The organism is Streptomyces sp. NPDC053431 (genome assembly GCF_044544925.1).
Classification (GTDB): domain Bacteria; phylum Actinomycetota; class Actinomycetes; order Streptomycetales; family Streptomycetaceae; genus Streptomyces.
Genome location: NZ_JBITXX010000010.1, coordinates 144,116 through 161,629, shown reverse-complemented (window position 1 = coordinate 161,629; position 17,514 = coordinate 144,116). Strand labels below are relative to the sequence as shown.

At 73.5% G+C, this 17,514-nt stretch carries 14 protein-coding genes; 5 read left to right on the top strand and 9 right to left on the bottom strand.

What is annotated here, in order from left to right; translation table 11 throughout:
- Window positions 1-99: 99 nt before the first annotated feature.
- Together ACIGXE_RS23440 and ACIGXE_RS23435 are read right to left on the bottom strand one after the other, a co-directional pair.
- Window positions 100-1,335 (bottom strand): sensor histidine kinase, encoded by a 1,236-nt coding sequence (locus ACIGXE_RS23440; RefSeq protein ID WP_399750390.1) that lies wholly within the window; start codon window positions 1,333-1,335, stop codon window positions 100-102.
- Window positions 1,336-1,339: 4 nt separating this feature from the next.
- Window positions 1,340-1,993, bottom strand: coding sequence for a response regulator transcription factor (locus ACIGXE_RS23435; protein WP_345485078.1), 654 nt, complete (start codon window positions 1,991-1,993; stop codon window positions 1,340-1,342).
- Between the two features lie 360 nt (window positions 1,994-2,353).
- On the opposite strand from ACIGXE_RS23435, the gene ACIGXE_RS23430 reads away from it, so the two are divergent.
- Window positions 2,354-2,527: a hypothetical protein gene (locus ACIGXE_RS23430; protein ID WP_399750388.1), complete on the top strand. Its 174-nt coding sequence runs from the start codon at window positions 2,354-2,356 to the stop codon at window positions 2,525-2,527.
- Window positions 2,528-2,756: 229 nt separating this feature from the next.
- On the opposite strand, the gene ACIGXE_RS23425 is transcribed toward ACIGXE_RS23430, so the two are convergent.
- Together ACIGXE_RS23425 and ACIGXE_RS23420 are read right to left on the bottom strand one after the other, a co-directional pair.
- The gene (locus tag ACIGXE_RS23425) at window positions 2,757-3,557 is read right to left on the bottom strand and encodes an inositol monophosphatase family protein (RefSeq protein ID WP_399750387.1); all 801 of its coding nucleotides are present in this window, start codon (window positions 3,555-3,557) and stop codon (window positions 2,757-2,759) included.
- Window positions 3,558-3,570: 13 nt separating this feature from the next.
- Complete coding sequence (locus ACIGXE_RS23420; RefSeq protein WP_399750385.1) at window positions 3,571-4,698, bottom strand: ferrochelatase; 1,128 nt, start codon at window positions 4,696-4,698, stop codon at window positions 3,571-3,573.
- A 193-nt stretch (window positions 4,699-4,891) separates the two neighbouring features.
- On the opposite strand from ACIGXE_RS23420, the gene ACIGXE_RS23415 reads away from it, so the two are divergent.
- Both ACIGXE_RS23415 and ACIGXE_RS23410 read left to right on the top strand, forming a co-directional pair.
- On the top strand, window positions 4,892-6,166 hold the full coding sequence (locus tag ACIGXE_RS23415; RefSeq protein WP_399750383.1) for an MFS transporter: 1,275 nt from the start codon (window positions 4,892-4,894) through the stop codon (window positions 6,164-6,166).
- Window positions 6,093-7,445 carry a D-arabinono-1,4-lactone oxidase gene (locus tag ACIGXE_RS23410; RefSeq protein ID WP_399750380.1) on the top strand — a complete coding sequence of 451 codons (1,353 nt, stop codon included), beginning with the start codon at window positions 6,093-6,095 and terminating at the stop codon, window positions 7,443-7,445. The genes ACIGXE_RS23415 and ACIGXE_RS23410 overlap by 74 nt, the downstream gene beginning before the upstream one ends.
- Window positions 7,446-7,448: 3 nt before the next feature.
- Here the strand turns inward: ACIGXE_RS23410 and ACIGXE_RS23405 are convergent, their stop codons facing one another.
- Window positions 7,449-8,285, bottom strand: a complete 837-nt coding sequence (locus tag ACIGXE_RS23405; RefSeq protein WP_399750378.1) for a hypothetical protein — start codon at window positions 8,283-8,285, stop codon at window positions 7,449-7,451.
- Between the two features lie 432 nt (window positions 8,286-8,717).
- Between ACIGXE_RS23405 and sepH the strand changes: the two genes are divergently transcribed.
- On the top strand, window positions 8,718-9,770 hold the full coding sequence (gene sepH / locus ACIGXE_RS23400; protein WP_399750376.1) for a septation protein SepH: 1,053 nt from the start codon (window positions 8,718-8,720) through the stop codon (window positions 9,768-9,770).
- 734 nt (window positions 9,771-10,504) lie between these two features.
- Here sepH and ACIGXE_RS23395 read toward each other — a convergent pair.
- Window positions 10,505-11,332: a sulfurtransferase gene (locus tag ACIGXE_RS23395; RefSeq protein WP_399750374.1), complete on the bottom strand. Its 828-nt coding sequence runs from the start codon at window positions 11,330-11,332 to the stop codon at window positions 10,505-10,507.
- Between the two features lie 212 nt (window positions 11,333-11,544).
- On the opposite strand from ACIGXE_RS23395, the gene ACIGXE_RS23390 reads away from it, so the two are divergent.
- Window positions 11,545-12,321 (top strand): VOC family protein, encoded by a 777-nt coding sequence (locus tag ACIGXE_RS23390; protein ID WP_399750372.1) that lies wholly within the window; start codon window positions 11,545-11,547, stop codon window positions 12,319-12,321.
- A 134-nt stretch (window positions 12,322-12,455) separates the two neighbouring features.
- Here ACIGXE_RS23390 and ACIGXE_RS23385 read toward each other — a convergent pair whose 3' ends face one another.
- Genes ACIGXE_RS23385 through ACIGXE_RS23375 form a run of 3 tightly spaced genes read right to left on the bottom strand, consistent with a single transcriptional unit; the run spans window position 12,456 to window position 17,504 of the window.
- Entirely contained in the window at window positions 12,456-13,742 is a 1,287-nt protein-coding gene (locus ACIGXE_RS23385; protein ID WP_399750370.1) for a polysialyltransferase family glycosyltransferase, read from the bottom strand.
- A gap of 3 nt (window positions 13,743-13,745) precedes the next feature.
- Entirely contained in the window at window positions 13,746-14,711 is a 966-nt protein-coding gene (locus ACIGXE_RS23380) for a glycosyltransferase family 2 protein (protein WP_399750368.1), read from the bottom strand.
- A 39-nt stretch (window positions 14,712-14,750) separates the two neighbouring features.
- Entirely contained in the window at window positions 14,751-17,504 is a 2,754-nt protein-coding gene (locus ACIGXE_RS23375; RefSeq protein ID WP_399750366.1) for a YfhO family protein, read from the bottom strand.
- Window positions 17,505-17,514 lie beyond the last annotated feature (10 nt).

Genomic DNA, 17,514 nt, shown 5'->3' with positions numbered 1-17,514 from the left:
GGACACCCATTCCTGTGATCGATCACACAGGACCGTCTCAGAAATGAGAACCAGAAATTCCGCCCAAAGCGAACAAATCCGGTCGGCACGTGCAGTGTGTCAGATCGGGAGGGTGACACGCATCACGAGGCCACCGCCCTCGCGGGGCTCCGCGATGATACGGCCGCCGTGGGCGCGCGCGACGGAGCGCGCGATCGACAGGCCGAGGCCCACCCCCTTGTCGCTGCCGGTGCGGTCCTGCCGGAGGCGCCGGAATGGCTCGAAGATGTTGTCGATCTCATACGCGGGGACCACGGGACCGGTGTTCGAGACCTCCAGGACCGCCTGCCCGTCCCCGCTCTCGGTGGTGACCTCGACCCAGCCGTCCTCCGGAACGTTGTACCGGACGGCGTTCTGCACCAGGTTGAGGGCGATCCGTTCCAGCAGGACGCCGTTGCCCTGGACGACGGCCGGGGCGCGTTCACCCCGGAACTCCACGCCCTTCGCCTCGGCCTCGGCGTGCACCTGGTCCACGGCCCGCGAGGCGACCTCGGCGAGGTCGACCGGCTTGCGTTCGACGATCTCGTTGTCGCTGCGGGCCAGCAGCAGCAGGCCCTCGACCAGCTGCTCGCTGCGTTCGTTGGTGGCGAGCAGGGTCTTGCCGAGCTGCTGGAGCTCCACCGGCGCCCCGGGGTCCGAGAGCTGGACCTCGAGGAGCGTGCGGTTGATCGCGAGCGGCGTGCGCAGCTCGTGCGAGGCGTTGGCGACGAAGCGCTGCTGGGCGCTGAAGGCCCGCTCCAGGCGTCCCAGCATGTCGTCGAAGGTGTCGGCGAGCTCCTTGAACTCGTCGTCGGGCCCGTCGAGCTCGATCCGCCGGGACAGATCTGATCCGGCCACCTGGCGGGCGGTCCGGGTGATCCGGCCGAGCGGGGAGAGCACCCGGCCGGCCATCGCGTAGCCGAAGGCGAAGGCGATGATGCTCAGGCCGAGCAGGGCGAACAGGGACCGGCGCAGCAGGTCGTCCAGGGCGAGGTCGCTCTGGTGCCGCAGGCACATGGAGACGGCGTTGTTGAGCTGCTCGCCGGTGGACTTGTCGGGCAGCCGGCACCAGTCCGTGGTGGCGGTGACGGTGCCGGTGACCACCTTGAAGGGAAGCTCGCTGGTGCTGTCCCGCAGGGCCTGCGCGGTGAACAGGTAGATGATCGCCAGCAGCAGGATGCCGGCGATCAGGAACATGCCGCCGTAGAGCAGGGTCAGTCTTATCCGGATGGTCGGACGCAGCAGCGGGCGGACCGGGTCCCTGGGGTCCCAGGTCGGCTTGGGAGGCGCGTGCGGGGGCGCCGGGGTCTGGGGCATCGGGTCAGATCCGGTATCCCGAGCCGGGGACCGTGACGATGACCGGGGGCTCGCCCAGCTTGCGGCGCAGGGTCATCACGGTGACCCGTACGACGTTGGTGAACGGGTCGGTGTTCTCGTCCCAGGCCTTCTCCAGCAGCTGCTCGGCCGAGACGACGGCGCCCTCGCTGCGCATGAGGACCTCCAGGACCGCGAACTCCTTGGGGGCCAGCTGGACCTCCTTGCCGTCGCGGAAGACCTCGCGGCGGTTGGGGTCGAGCTTGATGCCGGCGCGCTCCAGGACGGGCGGGAGCGGGACGGTGGTGCGGCGGCCGAGGGCGCGCACGCGGGCGGTGAGCTCGCTGAACGCGAAGGGCTTGGGCAGGTAGTCGTCGGCGCCCAGCTCCAGGCCCTCGACGCGGTCGCTGACGTCTCCGGAGGCGGTGAGCATCAGGACGCGGGTGGGCATGCCGAGCTCGACGATCTTGCGGCAGACGTCGTCGCCGTGGACCAGGGGGAGGTCCCGGTCGAGGACGACGACGTCGTAGTCGTTGACCCCGACCCGCTCCAGGGCGGCGGCGCCGTCGTACACGACGTCGACGGCCATGGCCTCCCGGCGCAGGCCGGTGGCCACCGCATCCGCGAGCAGCTGCTCGTCCTCGACGACGAGTACGCGCACGTCTGTAAGTCCTTTCCTGGCGCCCTGGTCCCGCTGGTGGACGGGGCGGTTCTGCGCACTGACTGTGCGTGTCCATCCTGCCCCGAACGCGCGTAAACCGGCTGTAAGACGGGTGTGCGCAGGGCGGCGGGGAGGTGGGCGGGAGGGGGCCGGTGGAGTGGGGCCGGAAGAATTCACCTGATCCACCGGCCAGTTGAGGTTTCTGTGAGGAAAGGGCTGGGGAGGACGACTTCACACCCCGCGATCACGCCCTGTAGGTGGCACGCCACCTACCGCTCTCTGTCCCCCAGAGGTAGCGGTGCGTGGTCCACCCACCCCCGGCACTCCCCGTGCCACCGACCCACCACGAGGGGGCGCACGATGGACGCTTTCACCGCAGGACTGCTGCACCGCATCAGGACCACGCAGTCCGACCTCACGCGCGCTCGTGAGGCGGGCGACGACTTCCTCGCGGACGTCGAGCAGGCCGAGCTGGACGACCTGCACCGCCTGGCCGCCGAACACGGCGTGGAGGTCGGCGCGGCCTGCGCCTGACCCCGCGACATGGGTGGGCCCCCGGAGTCACCGACTCCGGGGGCCCACCCATGTCGCGTCCGGCCCGACCCGGTCGACCAGCCCGACCCGGTCGTCCGGCCTGACCCGGTCGTCCGGCCTGACCCGGTCGTCCGGCCTGACCCGGTCGTGCCGGCCCCGCCGCTGCGGGAGGCGCGCCGGTGCTCAGCCGTGCCGGGCGCCGGTGCTCCGCCGTGCCGGGCGCCGCCGCTCAGTCGTGCCAGGCGCCGGACTCCTCCAGGAAGTCCTGCAGGGTGCCGAAGAGGCCCGGGGAGGCCGCCAGGACCAGGTCGCCCGACGCCGGGGCGCCGGGGCGGCCGCCGGTGCGGGCGCCCGCCTCGCGGGCGATCAGGTCGCCCGCCGCGAGGTCCCAGGGGTTGAGGCCACGCTCGTAGTAGGCGTCGAGGCGGCCGGCGGCGACGTCGCAGAGGTCGATGGCGGCGGAGCCGCCGCGGCGGATGTCGCGGACGCGCGGGAGGAGGCGCTGGGCGACGTCCGCCTGGTGCGCGCGGCGGGCCTGGAGGTAGCCGAAGCCGGTGGCGACGAGGGCCTGGTCGAGCGCCGGGGAGGGGCGGACGGCCAGGCGCCGGTCGCCCAGCCACGCGCCGCCGCCGAGGACGGCGTGGAAGGTCTCGCCGCGCAGCGGGACCTCGACGACGCCGACGACGGTCTCGCCGTCCCGCTCGGCGGCGATGGACACGGACCAGGTCGGCAGGCCGTAGAGGTAGTTCACGGTGCCGTCCAGGGGGTCGACGACCCAGCGGATCCCGCTGGTGCCGGCGCTGGAGGCGCCCTCCTCGCCGAGGAAGCCGTCCTGGGGGCGGTGCTCGGCGAGGAAGCCGGTGATCAGCTTCTCGGCGGCGATGTCCATCTCGGTGACCACGTCGATGGCGCTCGTCTTGGTCCTGGCCACCGCCAGGTCGTCCGGGCGCCCGTCGCGCAGCAGGGCTCCGGCCCGGCGGCCGGCCTCCAGGGCCAGGTCGAGGAGTTCGGGGAGCAGGGGGTCGGTCACGGGGGCGGTCTCCTTAGGCGTACGGGCTGTCGGCGCCGGCCGCCGCCGGCCGCTCGGCCCGGGCGGGGCAGCAGCCGATCGGGCAGAGGTCGTGGGAGGGTCCGAGCGCGCCGAGGGCGCAGCGCTCGGCGCGCTCCCCGCGCTCGTTCGCGGCCCGCTCCAGGACGAGCTCGCGCACGGCCGCGGCGAACCGCGGGTCGGCCCCGACGGTGGCCGAGCGCCGTACCGGGAGTCCCAGCTCGGCGGCCTTGGCGGTGGCCTCGGTGTCGAGGTCGTAGAGGACCTCCATGTGGTCCGAGACGAAGCCGATCGGCACCATGACGACGGCGGGGGCGCCGGCGCCGTGTAGCTCCTCCAGGTGGTCGCAGATGTCCGGCTCCAGCCACGGGATGTGGGGGGCGCCGCTGCGGGACTGGTAGACGAGCTGCCAGGGGTGCTCGACGCCGGTCTCCTCGCGGACCGCGTCCACGATCAGCCGGGCTACGTCGAGGTGCTGCTTCACGTAGGCGCCGCCTTCGCCGTGTTCGGTGACGGGGCCCGAGGTGTCGGCGGCGGAGTCGGGGATGGAGTGGGTGGTGAAGGCGAGGTGGGCCCCGTCGCGTACGGCCGGGTCGAGCTCGTCGAGCGAGGCGAGGACGCCCTCGACCATGGGGCGGACGAAGCCGGGGTGGTTGAAGTAGTGCCGGAGCTTGTCGACCCGGGGCAGCGGCAGCCCCTCCGCTTCCAGCTCGGCGAGGGAGTCGGCGAGGTTCTCGCGGTACTGGCGGCAGCCGGAGTACGAGGCGTAGGCGCTGGTCGCGAGGACGGCGATGTGGCGCCGCCCGTCGGTGATCATCTCGCGCAGGGTGTCGGTGAGGTACGGCGCCCAGTTCCGGTTGCCCCAGTAGACCGGCAGGTCGAGGCCTTCGGCGGCGAAGTCCGCGCGCAGGGCGGCGAGCAGGGCGCGGTTCTGGTCGTTGATGGGACTGACGCCGCCGAAGAGGAAGTAGTGCCGGCCCACCTCTTTCAGCCGCTCCTTGGGGATGCCTCGGCCGCGGGTCACGTTCTCCAGGAACGGGACCACGTCGTCCGGGCCCTCGGGGCCACCGAAGGAGAGCAGCAGCAGGGCGTCGTACGGGGCGGGATCGAGCTCGTCGGACATGGCAATGATCCTCCCACCCTTCCCCCGCCCGCGGCGGCGAGGGCCGGGGGACGTCCCCGGGCGGGGGCCGACCGAAAAAAACGAGTGACCGAACCACTTCAAAGCCGTAGGCTTTAGCTATTAATTACACGTGTTGAGCGCGCCCGCCCCGCCCGTGCGCGTCCGCACGCCCTGCCCGAGCCCGGAGATCCCCTTGCCCAGTCCCTACCGCGCGATCTTCACAGCGCCCGGCACCAGAGCCTTCTCGATCGCCGGCTTCGTCGGCCGGCTGCCGCTGTCCATGATGGGCATCGGCATCGTGACCATGATCTCCCAGGTCACCGGGCGGTACGGGCTCGCCGGCGCGCTCTCGGCCACGCTCGCGATGTCCGCCGCGGCGCTCGGCCCGCAGATCTCGCGCCTGGTCGACCGGCACGGGCAGCGGCGGGTGCTGCGCCCGGCGACCCTGGTCTCGCTCGCGGCGGGCGCGGGGCTCCTGCTGTGCGTGAAGTTCGGGGCTCCGGACTGGACGCTGTTCGTGTTCACGGCCTTCGTCGGCTGCGTGCCGAGCGTGGGCGCGATGACCCGCGCCCGGTGGGCGGACATCTACCGGGGCGAGGCGCGGCGGCTGCACACGGCGTACTCGTGGGAGTCGATCGTCGACGAGGTGTGCTTCATCTTCGGCCCGATCGTCTCCATCGGCCTGTCGACCATCTGGTTCCCGGAGGCCGGTCCGCTGCTCGCCGGTGTCTTCCTCGCCATCGGCGTCTTCTGGCTGACCGCGCAGCGTGCCACCGAGCCCGCTCCGCACCCGCGCGAGGCGCACACCGGCGGATCCGCGCTGCGCTCCCCCGGTCTGCAGGTGCTCGCGCTGGCCTTCGTCGCCACCGGCGCCGTCTTCGGTTCGGTGGACGTGGTGACGGTCGCGTTCGCCGAGGAGCAGGGTCACAAGGCCGCCGCAAGTCTGGTTCTGGCCGTCTACGCGCTGGGCTCCTGCCTGGCCGGCGCGGTCTTCGGCCTGCTCCATCTCAAGGGCGAGCCGTCGCTGAGGTGGCTCTTGGGCGTCTGCGCGATGGCCGTGAGTATGATCCCCCTCCTACTGGCCGGGAACTTGCCGTTGCTGGCCGTGGCGCTCTTTGTCGCGGGCCTCTCCATCGCACCGACGATGGTGACCACGATGGCCCTCGTCGAAGCGCACGTACCGCGCACCAAGCTCACCGAGGGCATGACCTGGACAGGGACCGGGCTCGCGATCGGTGTGGCGCTCGGCTCCTCGGCCGCCGGCTGGGTGGTCGACGCGTCCGGGGCGGAGGCGGCGTACGTGGTGCCCGTGGTCTCGGGCGCGCTCGCGGTCGTGGTGGCACTCCTCGGCTTCCGCCGGCTGCGCAGGCCGGTGCCGACGCGGGAGGGGCAGCGTGAGCAGGACGCCGAGGGCGCAGACGACGCAGGGGTCGGGGAGCACCGGGACGGCGAGCGGCACATGGCGTAACTGGGCGGGGAACGTCACCTCCCGCCCGGTTCGGGAGGTGAGCCCGGCCTCGGCCGAGGAGCTCGCCGACGCCGTGCGCAGGGCCGCCGAGGACGGGCTGCGGGTGAAGACGGTCGGCACCGGCCACTCCTTCACCTCGATCGCGGCCACGGACGGCGTGCTCGTCCGGCCCGGACTGCTCACGGGCATCCGCAGGATCGACCGTGAGGCGATGACCGTCACGGTGGAGTCCGGTACGCCGCTGAAGCGGCTCAACGTGGCGCTGGCCCGGGAGGGCCTGTCGCTCACGAACATGGGCGACATCATGGAGCAGACGGTCGCCGGGGCGACCTCCACGGGCACGCACGGCACCGGCCGTGAGTCGGCCTCCATCGCCGCGCAGATCCGCGAGCTGGAACTGGTCACGGCCGACGGGAGCCTGATGACCTGCTCCAGGACGGAGCACCCGGAGGTCTTCGCCGCCGCCAGGATCGGCCTGGGCGCGCTCGGCGTGATCACCGCCATCACCTTCGCCGTGGAGCCGATCTTCCTGCTCACCGCGCGCGAGGAGCCGATGTCCTTCGACCGGGTGACCGCGGAGTTCGACGAGCTGCACGCGGAGAACGAGCACTTCGAGTTCTACTGGTTCCCGCACACGGACAACTGCAACACCAAGCGCAACAACCGCAGCGCGGGCCCGGCGGCCCCGCCCGGGAGGCTGAGCGGCTGGCTCGAGGACGAGCTGCTGTCCAACGGCGTCTTCCACCTGGCCTGTTCGCTGGGCCGGGCCGTGCCGCCGGTCATCCCGTCGATCGCCAAGATCTCCAGCCGTGCCCTGTCGGCCCGGACGTACACGGACATCCCGTACAAGGTGTACACCTCGCCGCGCCGGGTGCGCTTCCTGGAGATGGAGTACGCGCTGCCCCGTGAGGCGGCGGTGCCGGCGCTGCGCGAGCTGAAGGCGATGATCGAGCGCTCGCCCCTGAAGGTGAGCTTCCCGGTGGAGGTGCGGACGGCGCCCGCCGACGACATCGCGCTGTCCACGGCCTCGGACCGGGAGTCCGCCTACATCGCGGTGCACCTGTACAAGGGCACGCCCCACCAGGCGTACTTCACCGCGGTGGAGCGCATCATGACCGAGCACGGCGGCCGGCCGCACTGGGGGAAGGTGCACACCAGGGACGCGGCCTACTTCGAGAAGGTCTATCCGCGGTTCGGCGAGTTCGTCGAGCTGCGGGACCGGCTCGACCCGGACCGGCGCTTCGCCAACGACTACCTGCGCCGGGTGCTGGGCGACTGACGGTCACTCGGTCGCCGTCCCCCGCGCGCCGTCGGGGGCGGTGGCCGGCGGAGTGGCCGGCGGCGCCGTGGGGGGCGGGGTCGTGCCGCCGTCGGGGGGCTCGGTGGAGACGGACGGCGTGGGCGTCGGCGTGGGCGTCGGGGTCGGGGTCGGGGTCGGGGTGCCGTCGGGGGTGGCCGAGCCGGTCCCGGGGGTGCTGTCCGGAGTGGGGGCCGTTCCCCGCCCGTCGGCGGACCCGTCGCCGGTGCTCGGCGTGACGCCGGGGGTGACGCCCTCGGCCGGCCGCTCCTCGCCCTTGTCCTCGCCGTGGGCGCCGCCGCGGACGGCGGAGCCGAAGGTGGTGGAGCCCTGGGTACCGCCGAGGTCCTGACCGGAGCTCAGCTCGTACGCGGTGATGCCGCCCATCGCGAGCAGGAAGACCACGGCGGCGCCGAGGACGGGGCGTTTCCAGCCGCGGACCCGGGTGCCGTGGGTGGTGGGCGCACCGAACTCCTCGCCGGGAACGCCTCCGGCCGGCACGGGCAGCTGACGGGCCTTCGGCCTGGCCTGGACGGTGGCGGCCTCGCGCATCTGCTCGCCGGTGCGCTTGAAGAGGTGCTGGAGGAGCGGACCGCCGCAGGTGGCGATGACGCTGATCACACCGGCGCCCAGGATGGTGCCGTAGACCCCGAGGGTGGAGGCGAGTTTGGCGGCGAGGACGGCGGCGAGGGCGCTGCCCGCGACCTGAGGCACGCTCAGGTCGAAGCGTTTCTTCTGGTTTTCGTGCTCCTTTGCGCCGGTTTTCCGCTCCTCGGTGCCGGTTTCCGGCGTGTGATGCATCTCCGACCCCTGCTTGTTCATCTGTTCCACCATGCACCCACAAGGGACAAATGGGCGAAGGGATTAGTTCCGTTTCTGGCGTTTCTGTGAAGAGGGACACGCCGGGGAACGGAGGGCGGAGACTCAACTCCCGAACCTCCCGAGAAGTTGGGCGGCGCGGCGGTCCACCCAGGTGGCCCGAATGGAGTACTGTGGCGAGCCCTGGGTCCGGATTCCCTCACGGGTGTCCGGAATCGACGGAAGGGGGCCGAAGGTGGCACTCGAACCGGCGGCGCCACGGCACCGCACGGGCACCGCGACACAGCGTGACGGCCTGTCACTCTGCGTCGCAATCAGGTAACCGTGCCATAACGGCGCTCCAGGGTCCATGCCCGACACGCCGGGCAACTCGGCAGGGTTGTGGCAGGCTGCACCCGGGCAGGCCACACTCGACTAGCGGAAGCAGCGACGCACGTGACGTCGGCAGGCACCACCCGGGAGGTTCCCATGCCCGAACTGCGTGTCGTGGCCGTCTCGAACGACGGCACACGACTGGTGCTGAAGGCTGCTGACAGCACGGAGTACACGCTTCCGATCGACGAGCGCCTGCGGGCCGCGGTGCGCAACGACCGCGCGCGGCTCGGGCAGATCGAGATCGAGGTGGAGAGCCACCTCCGCCCCCGCGACATCCAGGCACGGATACGTGCGGGCGCGTCCGCGGAGGAGGTCGCGCAGCTCGCCGGCATCCCCGTCGACCGGGTACGGCGCTTCGAGGGCCCCGTACTCGCCGAGCGCGCCTTCATGGCGGAGCGGGCCCGCAAGACCCCCGTGCGCCGGCCCGGTGAGAACACCGGCCCCCAGCTCGGCGAGGCGGTCCAGGAGCGGCTGCTGCTGCGCGGCGCCGAGAAGGACACCGTGCAGTGGGACTCCTGGCGGCGTGACGACGGCACGTGGGAGGTGCTGCTCGTCTACCGCGTCGCGGGCGAGGTGCACACGGCGAGCTGGACGTACGACCCGCCCCGGCGGCTCGTCCAGGCCGTCGACGACGAGGCGCGGGCGCTGATCGGCGAGACCGACGACACGCTGGCCGCCGTCCCGGAGCCGAGCTTCCCCTTCGTGCCGCGGATCGCCCGGCTGCCCCGGGACCGGCCGCTGGACCGTGCGCTCGACCGTCAGATCGAGCGGCCGACTCCGGTGCCGGAGCCGGAGGAGGAGCGGGACTCGCTGACCAGCCTCCTGGAGGCGGTGCCGAGCTTCCGGGGCGACATGGTCGTCCCCGAGCCGTCCGACACGGAACCCTCCGACGAGGTCGAGGCCGAGGAGCCTCCGGCTCCGGCGGCCTCCGCGGGGGCCGGCTCGGCCTACGCGGACGTGCTCATGCCCCGTGCGGTCTCGGGTCACCGCGACCGGCTCATCGGCACCACGGACCGGCAGGCCGAGGCGGACGGGGTGCGGCCGGGGCGGCGGGCGGCGGTTCCGAGCTGGGACGAGATCGTCTTCGGCACCCGCCGCAAGAAGCAGGACTGACCTTTCACGGAAGGCCCGCGCCACCCGGCGCGGGCCTTCCGCCACACCCGCCCCTTTCACCGCCCGTGGCCCCGCGCGGGCCCATGGCCGTACCGGCCCCACGCGGGCCTGTCGCCGTACCTGGCCCCGCACGGGCCCTCACCACACCCGGCCCCGCGCCGGCCTTCGCCGTACCTGGTTCTGCGCGGGCCCTTCGCCGTACTGGGTCCGCGCGGGCCTTCGCCGTACCCAGCCTCACCGCCTTGCGCCGTACCTGGTTCTGCGCGGGCCCTTCGCCGTACCGGGTCCGCCTCGGGGGCACGTTCCGCCTGTTGCCCAGTCGCCCACCCCCGTGTGGGCAATCGTCCCTCCCCCAGACTTCGTCCGGGGGCCCAGGGCGGGACGGGTGGGCACACGGGACCGCGCCTGGCGGCGCGTCCGCTCCCTGTACCTACGCCCACCCCTCACGACGCCGCGCCCTCCAGGCGGGCGTCAAGGCGCGGAAGCCTAGGCGCGGCAAGGCGCGATGTTCCGTTGTGCCCACCCGTTCCGCCCCAGCGGAACGACTGCCCACAACGGGGTGGCGGCGGCCCACAACGGGCGGAGTGGGGGCACCGCCCCAGCGGATGGAGCACCCACGAAGGAGCGGGCGGCGACAGGGTGGGGGCAACGCCCCGGTGGAAGGAGTGGCCGCCTCGGGGGGGGCGGGGGGCGGCGGACAGGACCGGAGGCGGACTCGCCCCGCAGGGCCGGGGCTACTGGGGGTCGGGGCCGGTGGCTACGGGGCGGGTGGGGTCTGCGGACCAGTCGGACCAGGAGCCGGCGTAGAGGGCGGCCGGGATCCCGGCGATCTCCAGCGCGAGCACCTCGTGGGCCCCGGAGACGCCCGAGCCGCAGTAGACGGCCACGTCCGCGCCGTCCGCCGCGCCCAGCGCGGAGAAGCGGGCCGCGAGCGCCTCGGCGGGCAGGAAGAGGCCGTCCGGGCCGACGTTCTCCGTCGTCGGGGCGGAGACCGCGCCCGGGATGTGGCCGCCGACCCGGTCGATGGGCTCCACGTCCCCCCGGTAGCGCTCCGCGGCCCGCGCGTCGAGCAGGAGTCCCGAACGGGCCCAACTCGCCGCCGCGTCCGCGTCCAGGAGACCCAGGCCGCCCGGGCGCGGTTCGAAGTCACCCGGCTCCGGGGCCGGGACGTCCTTGGACAGCTCCCCCGTCCACGCCGCCAGCCCGCCGTCGAGGACCCGGACGTCCGTGTGGCCCGCCCAGCGCAGCAGCCACCAGGCGCGCGCCGCGCCCCAGCCCAGGCCTCCGTCGTAGACGACGACCGGTGAGTCCGCCGAGACTCCCGCCCGGCGCATCGTCGCGCCGAAGGCGGCCACGTCCGGCAGCGGGTGCCGCCCCCCGCTCCCTGGCGGGCCCGCGAGTTCGGTGTCGAGGTCCACGTAGACGGCACCGGGGAGGTGCCCGGCCTCGTACTCGGGGCGCCCGGGCGGCCCGCCGAGGGTCCAGCGGACGTCCAGGACGACCGGCGGCCTCGCACCGGTCGATTCGCTCACGAGTTCGCTTGCGGAGATGATGGGCTTCATAGGGCCATCCTCGCTCAGCCCGCACGCTGAAATCGGACCACTCCAGGATTCCTCCGGGGCGCGCGGCCCCCGACGCGGTGCAACGATCAGCACGGAGCGTACGACCGGTGCAGGTGTAGGAGGGGCGGACGGCGGGCAGGACCCGCCGGGGCGCCCCCGTACGCACTGCCGGCCCCCACCTCGTACGGCCACTGGGCGAGGAGAGAGTGACGATGACCGAGGCGACTCGGCGCACACCCGGTACACCCTGTTGGGTGAGCCTGATGGTGCACGGAATTGACGCGACGCAGGAGTTCTACGCCGCGCTGTTCGGCTGGGAGTTCGTGCCCGGGCCGCAGCAGCTCGGCCCCTACGTGCGCGCGCTGCTCGACGGCCGGGAGGTGGCCGGCATCGGCCAGCTGCCCCCCGACCGGCATCTGCCGATCGCCTGGACGACGTATCTCGCCACCGACGACGCCGACGAGACCGCGGAGAGCATCCGCTGCTGCGGCGGCACGGTCGCCGTCGGCCCGCTCGACGCGGGCGAGGCCGGGCGCATGGTGATCTGCGCCGACCCGGCCGGCGCCGTCTTCGGCGTCTGGCAGGCCGAGGCCCACCACGGCACCGCCACGGCCGGACACGCCGGGACACCGGTCTGGAACGAGCTCCTCACGTACGAGACGTCCTCGGTCGGCAAGTTCTACCGGACGATCTTCGGGTACGAGGCCGAGCCCGTCGTCTCCGCCGACTTCGACTATCTGACGCTCCACCTCGACGGCCGTCCGGTCGCCTCCCTGCACGGGGTCGGCGTGGCGCTGCCGCGGGACCGTGGGGCCCACTGGATGACGTACTTCGAGGTCGACGACGTGGACGCGTCCGCCCGCCTGGTCGTCGAGCTCGGCGGCCAGGTCCTACGCCCGCCGCGCGAAGGCACGGCGGGGCGGCTCGCCCTCGTGACCGACCCTGAGGGCGCGGTGTTCACCCTCGTGCGGTCGGCGACCCGGAGTTAGGGCGCCGACCGGTCAGCGGGTCGACATGGAGACCGGAGAGACGGCCTCCGACATCCCGAGACCCGGGTAGCCGGCGACCCGGGTCGCCGGAGCCCGTCTGACCGACGCCCCCCGGCCCCCGCCGACCCGCGCGGCTACGCGCGCGCCGGGATCGGCAGGTCCAGTTCCCTCAGCCGTTCCGCCGGGAAGTGGAGGGCGGCCGAGGGGGCGGTGCCGTGTTCCGCGAGGTAGGCGACGGTCTCGGCGCGCAGGCCCGGGTACGCGGTCGGGCGCATGCAGTGGCCGACCGCCCGGATCAGCGGCGCGAGGCCGGCGGGCGCCTCGCCCGGGACGCCGGGCTGGGCGGTGCCCTCCAGGTCGGGGACGATGTGGTCGACGATCGTCAGCGGGACGCGGTTGCTGTTCTCGTACGGCGTGAGCCGGGCCAGGACGGTGTCGGTGCCGACGCGCGCGACGGGGACGCCGTAGTGGACGGCGGCCGTGAGCATCGCGGTGGAGAAGCAGCCCACGACGAGCTCGGGGCGGCAGCGCTCGTAGAAGGTCTCGGCGAGCAGCGGCCCGTCCAGGACGGTGAGGGTGACGCCCGTGCGGGCGGCCTCCTCGTGGAGGGCGTTCGAGTAGCTCGCCGGGGCCGTGGGGTGCGGCTTGAAGACGACCGAGCGGTGGCCGGCCGCGGCCGCCCCCCGCACCATCCGGACGTGCAGCTCCTCTTCCTCCTCGGCGGTGAGGATGCCGAGGGCGGCGAGGTACTGGCCGAGGAGCAGCGCGGTCGGCGCGGCGGCCACCGCGCCCGCGAGCCGGGCGTCGTCGTCGCCCGCGTCCTCCGCGATCTCCCGCAGGACCGCGCGGAAGGCGTCGTCGGGGACGAGCTCGGCCCCGACGCCGTACTCGGTGAGCAGCAGCGGCCGCAGTCCCGGCACGAGATCGAGGTGGAGGACCCGGCGGACCCGGGCGGCGATCGACTGGGGCAGCTCGTCGCGGGTGGGGCCGTAGCTCATCAGGCCGTCGGCGTAGACGTGCACGGCGCTCTCGGCGAAGACGGCGGCGAGCGCCTTCGCCGGATTGACCTGGATGGACTCGACGATCACCTCGACGGTGGCGGTGCCGAGCCCCCAGGCGGTGCGGAAGACCCGCTGCCACAGCGGCGCCTCCTCGGGGCGGGGCGCCCAGGAGCTGGGGTGGTGCGGGTGGACGGCCTCGTTCCAGTCGACGACCTCGTCGAAGCGGGCGGCGATCCGCTCGTAGCCGGTCATCGAGTCGATGCGGACGGCGGTCTCGGGGATCTCGGCGTTGTGGGAGATCAGCAGGAGGCGGTGGGCGTGGCCGGGGGCGCCGAACTGGCCGGCGTCGAGGGCGGCGGCGACGGTGGCGGCTCCGTAGAGCGTCGACACCTGGAAGATCTGAACGCGGTCGTGCGCCATGGGTCAGGCGGCCTTTCCGGTGTCGCGCAGGCTCCTGAGCAGGGTGCCGCGGCGGGTGTCCATGGTCGCGAGGGTCTCGTCGAGGACCGGCTGCGGCATCCGGCGCAGGGCGTCGGTGACGTCGCGCCGCAGTCGCCTGGCGACGGCCGGCTCGTACTGGTCGGCCTTCGCCATGTGGAAGGCGATCATGGCGCAGTAGGTGCGGACGGCCTTCGGCAGGAAGCGGTCGGCGTCGCGGTCGCGGGAGACCTCGTCGAGCAGCAGGTCGTAGGACGGGATGAAGTCGAGCTGGCGGTTGTCGGTGATCTGGGTCAGCGAGGTGGTGACGCCGCGCCGGTAGAAGACCCCGTGCAGGGAGAGGGCCGCGTAGCTGCGGGCGGTGAGGTGGAGCCGCCAGATCCACAGCCGGTCCTCGGCGGTGCGCAGCTTCGTCTCGAAGCGTGAGCCGCCGTTCTCGAAAAGGCGGGCGCTGTAGACGCCGAAGGGGACGAAGGGGTAGTCGACCATCGTCACCATGCTCGCCGGGGCGATGCCGTCCCGGGGGTCCATGACGGTGTCGCGTTCCTTGGCCGGCGCGTAGCGGATCTGCCGGTTGCGGTCGGTGGACAGGACGTGGTCGGTGCGGGCGAAGTCGCAGCCGAGGCGGTGGATGCCGGTCACCATCGCGCGCAGGTGCCCGGGGGCGTACCAGTCGTCGCCGTCGAGAAAGGTGAGGTAGTCGCCGGTCGCCGCGTCGATGCCGGTGTTGCGGGCCTGCGCCACGCCGAGGTTGGTCTCGTGGCGGATCACGGTGGCCTGCGGGATGCGGTCCTTCCAGCGGTCGAGGAGGTCCGGCGTCTCGTCGGTGGAGTGGTCGTCGACCAGCAGGAACTCGGTGTCGGCGTCCGCGTTGTCGGCGAGACTGCGCAGGGTGTCGGGGGCGTAGGGCCCGACATTGTGGAAGGGCACGACGACGGACAGTTTCGGCACTCGGAATCCTCGGCTCGCGTAGCGGTACGGGCGGGCAGACTAGACAGCGCTCTTCTCCGGTGAACGAGCCGGATGTGCACGGGTGGTGAACTCTTCCGGTCCCTCGGGTGCGCGGGTCCGGCGCCGGTGGAGCACGGCGGTGGCCAGCAGGGCGAGGAGGGCCGCGGCGCCGACCGCGCCGCCGAGCCGGACGCCCGGCGGGCGGAAGGAGCAGGTCACGGAGGTGGCCTTGCCGTCGAGGGGGACGGCGAGCAGGCCGAGGCGGCTGCGCGCGGGCGTGAGCGGCGCGTCGCCGGCGGCGCAGCGCCAGCCGGAGATCCGGGGGACGGCGAGCACGGCGGTGCCGGTGCTGCCGGCGGGGAGGTCCGCGGTGACGGTGTGGCCGGTGGTGCGGACGTCGGTGGCGCCGGTGGCGGTGAGTTGCCGCACGGCGGCGGCGAGCCGGCGCTGCTCCAGGCAGCCGACGGGCTGCGCGGGCAGCTTCAGCCGGGGCTTCGCCCCGTCCTCGGGGCGCAGTTCGATCCGTACGGCGCCGGTGGCCGGGACGGTGCCGAGCGGCTGCATGGGGGCGAGTACGGCGGGCAGCTTGCCGGCGAAGCCGACGGCCGGGCCGCCGACGAGCGCGGCGGTGCCCTGGTACTCGGGCGCCCAGAACCAGACCTGGGAGCCCGCCGGGCACCGGGTGGTGAGGGTGGCGGTGCCGTCGGGGGCGCCGGCGGGGCGCGGGGCGGCGGGGACCTCGTACACGATGTGGCCGAGCATCTGTTCCTGCCGGGCGAAGGCGTTGCCGGCGGGGGTGGTGTCGGTGTCGGCCGTGTCGGCGGTGGCGGCGGCCGTTTCGGCGGTGGCGGCCGTGCCGGCTCCGGCGGTGTCGGCTCCGGACGGCTCCGTCCCCGGCTCCCGCTCCGTCCCCGGCTCCCGCTCCGTCCCCCGCTCCGTCCCGGCCCCCGTCCCCACCTCCGCCCCCGCCCCCGCCTCTCGGGCCGGGTGGACCGTGACGAGCGGCGGTACGGGGGTGTCGGTGACGGTGATCTCCGCCTCGGGGAGCCGGTCGACGGCGAGTTCGGACTTCGGCGTGGACCGCATCCGGGTGCCGATGGAGAAGATCGCGTCGGTGACGGGGTTGTCGAGGCTGACGGGGTGCCGGCCCTTGGCGTAGAAGCCGAAGCCGAGGCCGGCGAGGGTACGGGAGTACGTGTCGGCGGTGAGGCTGCTGTAGTAGTCGGCGCCCTCTCCGCCGACGAGCAGGACGTCGTTGCCTCCGGGCACCTCGCCGGGGTCCGTGCGGTGCTTCGGCCAGGCGTCCTTCGCCGCGACGGCGCGGGTCATGTCGGTGTGCCAGGGGCCGACGCGGGGCGCCCAGGACACCTTGGCCAGCTGCTGTTCCTCGATGCGCTTGCCGGTGACCAGGGTCTCTCCGGCCTGCGCGGTGAGCAGCAGTCCGACGGCCAGGACGGGCAGCAGCCGCGCGGCGCGGCGGCCCGTCACCGCGCGGGCGAGCAGCGCGGCGACGGCGGCGAGCACGGCGAGGGCGGCGGCAGCGGCGGCGGCCGGGTAGGTCCAGCGGTCGATGTCCCTGCTGACGGCGGCCGCGCGGGCGGCGAACGCGAGCAGTCCGGCGCCGCCGAGCAGCGCGAGGGGCCTCGGCACGCCCCGGGCCACGGACAGCCAGGCCGCCATGACGAGCAGGCCGCAGAGGACGAAGGTCTGGCGGTAGGGGATGCCGTTGGGTGAGGCGCCCGCGTGCCAGATCAGATGGGTGGGCTCCCACTGGAGGGAGAGGGTGACCAGGACGATCGCCACGGCCCAGCCGGCGCGGACGCGGGCGGCGACGGAGGTGTGGAAGGGCAGGGTGAGGGCGAGCGCGAGGGCGGGCGTGCCGATGAAGAGCGCGGGCGAGGCCACGCTCGCCGTGGCCGGCAGGAAGCGGGCGAGGACGTCCGTCCAGGCGGCCGGGGCGAAGGCGGTGGGTGGGGTGGGGTCGGCGACCTTGGTGGCGAGGAAGACGACGACGACGAGCGGGGCGGCGAGTCCGATGCCGATGAGGACGGCGCGGGCGGCCCGCAGCAGCCCGGCGAGCCGCGGTCCGAGGCCCGCGCCGGGGACGTCGTCGGCGGTGAGGAGGCGTACGGCGAGGACGACGGCGGCGCCGAGGGTCGCCATGTAGGCGGTGTAGAAGTTGGCGCACCAGGCGAGGGCGACGACCAGCGGTCCGAGGACCGGCCTGCGCCGGCACCGGGCCCACTCCCCCACCAGGCAGAGCAGCGGGAAGGCGACGAGTCCGTCGAGCCACATCGGTACGGTGGCGGCGTAGTTGAAGGTCCAGCCCGACAGCGCGTACGCGGTGCCGAGGACGGCCGCCACCGGCCACGGGCCGCGCCTGAGCGTGAGGAGCAGGGCCGCCATGGCCGCGCCCGCGGTGGCGATCTTGAGCGCGGTGACGACGTACAGGGCGAGTTCGGTGCGGTCGGCCGGGAAGAGGACGACGAGCAGGTCGAACGGGCTGCTCAGATAGGTGCCGACGTCGCCGAGGAAGTTGGAGCCGAATCCCGACGTCCAGTTGAGGAACAGGTCACCGTGGGTCTCCCCGGTCAGCAGCTTCCGCCAGTACGCGTGGAAGGGCAGGTACTGCTGGCCCAGGTCGACGATGTTCCGGGTCCTGGGTCCGAAGGGGTGGCTCCCCGCCAGCCGCCCCGCGAGACAGAACAGCAGGCCGGTGAGCGCGGCCGCGCCGGCCGCTGCCCGCAGCCTCGGCCGGGACGGGGAGGGCTCGGGCTCGGCAGCGGGTGGCACACGTCCTCCA

Excerpts from the sequence above, each read along its gene's own strand:
- ACIGXE_RS23440 (WP_399750390.1), bottom strand. The coding sequence starts at position 1,335 with ATGCCCCAGACCCCGGCGCCCCCGCACGCGCCTCCCAAGCCGACCTGG.
- ACIGXE_RS23430 (WP_399750388.1), top strand. The coding sequence starts at position 2,354 with ATGGACGCTTTCACCGCAGGACTGCTGCACCGCATCAGGACCACGCAG.
- ACIGXE_RS23420 (WP_399750385.1), bottom strand. The coding sequence starts at position 4,698 with ATGTCCGACGAGCTCGATCCCGCCCCGTACGACGCCCTGCTGCTGCTC.
- ACIGXE_RS23405 (WP_399750378.1), bottom strand. The coding sequence starts at position 8,285 with ATGAACAAGCAGGGGTCGGAGATGCATCACACGCCGGAAACCGGCACC.
- ACIGXE_RS23395 (WP_399750374.1), bottom strand. The coding sequence starts at position 11,332 with ATGAAGCCCATCATCTCCGCAAGCGAACTCGTGAGCGAATCGACCGGT.
- ACIGXE_RS23390 (WP_399750372.1), top strand. The coding sequence starts at position 11,545 with ATGACCGAGGCGACTCGGCGCACACCCGGTACACCCTGTTGGGTGAGC.
- ACIGXE_RS23385 (WP_399750370.1), bottom strand. The coding sequence starts at position 13,742 with ATGGCGCACGACCGCGTTCAGATCTTCCAGGTGTCGACGCTCTACGGA.